Origin of the sequence: Rhodopila sp., from assembly GCF_035548235.1 — a bacterium.
Lineage (GTDB): Bacteria > Pseudomonadota > Alphaproteobacteria > Acetobacterales > Acetobacteraceae > Rhodopila.
The window spans coordinates 1-1,897 of sequence record NZ_DASZTJ010000001.1 but is presented as its reverse complement, the minus strand read 5'-3'; the positions used below and the strand labels follow the sequence as shown (position 1 = coordinate 1,897).

At 70.4% G+C, this 1,897-nt stretch carries 2 protein-coding genes; one reads left to right on the top strand and one right to left on the bottom strand.

The window, feature by feature from the left end; translation table 11 throughout:
- A partial coding sequence (locus VHB27_RS00010) for an alpha/beta hydrolase (protein WP_325596368.1) occupies positions 1 to 820 on the bottom strand: 820 nt, incomplete at its 3' end.
- A 136-nt stretch (positions 821 to 956) separates the two neighbouring features.
- On the opposite strand from VHB27_RS00010, the gene VHB27_RS00005 reads away from it, so the two are divergent.
- On the top strand, positions 957 to 1,897 hold a 941-nt coding region (locus VHB27_RS00005), incomplete at its 3' end, for an MFS transporter (protein ID WP_325596366.1).

Below are 1,897 nucleotides of genomic sequence, written 5' to 3'. Positions count from 1 at the left end.
GCTTCATCCGCACCTCGACGCCCGCGGCGCGCAGCTTATCGGCATAGAACTCCCCCTCGTCGCGCAGCGGGTCGTATTCCGCCGTCAGGATCAGCGCCGGCGGCAGGCGACCCAGGTCGTTCGCGCGCATCGGGCTGACATGCGGATGGGTCGCCTGGGACGGATCGGACAGGTAATGATCCCAGAACCAGATCATCCCGGCCTTGCCCAGGCCATAGCCCTCGGCATTCTCCTCCAGCGACGGCGCGCCGCTGGTCCAGTGGTCCGTCACCGGATAGATCAGCAACTGCGCCAGCAGTCGCGGGCCGCCTTCGTCTCGGATACGCAACGCCGTCACCGTCGCCAGGTTCCCCCCGGCGCTGTCGCCCGCCACGATTACCCGCCCGGGGTCGGCCCCCAGCCCCGAGGCATTCGCCTGCGCCCAGCGCGTCGCCGCCAGGCAATCCTCGACGGCGGCGGGGAATTTGTGTTCCGGCGCCAGGCGGTAATCGACCGACACCACCACGCAGCCGGTCCCGGCGCACAGGTTGCGGCACAGGAGGTCATGCGTGTCCAGGCTGCACACCACGAAGCCGCTGCCGTGGAAATACACGATCAGCGGGAACGGCCCCTCGCCCAGCGGCGTGTAGATACGCAACGCCAACGAGCCGCCCGGCCCCTGCATGTCCCGGTTCTCCACCTTCGCGACCGCGTCCGCGCGCATTCCCGGCACCGTCCGCGCGGAGAATTGCGCGCGCGCATCGGCGACGGACAGCGTATGGAACGGCGGCAAGGATGCTCGCAGGTCGAGCAGGGTCTGGATTTGCGGATCGACCGGCATCGGGTGTCCTCCCTCGCGGATTTCTTGCCGCGAAGTATGCGCGAGCGGCACGCCGCCGCAACCCGACGATCGCTCCGGCCCTGTCTCGGACCCTGTCCCCCTGGGCATCCGCGCGCATCGGGCCTAGGAAAGACCCATGCCAGCCGACACCGCTACCCCAGCCGCCGAACCCGATTCCATCCAGGGCGCTCGGGTTACCTCCGCCCCCAACCTGTTCCTGACGGTGTTTCCGTCGGTGATGCTGCCGATGTTCCTGGCGGCGCTGGACCAGACCATCGTCGCCACCGCCCTACCCTCCATCGCCGGCGCGCTGGGCGATGTGGAGCGTGTGTCCTGGGTCGTCGTCTCCTACCTCGTGGCCACGACCATCGCCGCCCCGGTCTATGGCCGCCTCGGCGACGCGCTGGGACGGCGGCGAATGATGTTCGTGGCGATCGCGGTGTTCGTCCTCGCCTCCGTGCTGTGCGCGCTGTCCACCTCCATCCTGATGCTGACCGCGGCGCGGCTGCTGCAAGGCGCCGGCGGCGGCGGGCTGATGACCCTGTCGCAGGCGCTGATCGCCGAGGCGGTCCCGCCCCGCCAGCGCGGCAAGTACCAGGGCTACCTGTCGGGCATGTACGCCACGGCGGCGACGTTCGGGCCGGTCGCCGGCGGCTGGCTGACGCAGCATTACGGCTGGCAGTCGGTGTTCATGGTCAACCTGCCGCTGGGCGCGCTGGCGGCAGTGCTGGTGCTGCGCCTGCCGGCCGTGGCGCGGAGCGGAGGCCCGATCAATTTCGACGTCTGGGGCACCGTGTTCTTCGCCGGCTTCATCGGACCGCTGTTGCTGGCGATGGAGAAGGCGCAGCACTTCGGCGCCGGCGCGGTCTCGGTCGGCGTGGCCATGGTGCTGCTGGCGGCCGTCAGCCTGGCGCTGCTGATCCGGCAGGAGAAGCGCGCCGCCGCGCCGCTGCTGCCGGTCAACCTGCTCCGCCAGGCCGGCATCTGGCGGACCGACGCGCTGGCGGCCTGCGTCGCGGCCCAGACCGTCTCCCTGGTGTCGTTCCTGCCGATGTACCTGCAGGTGGTGCGCCCCGC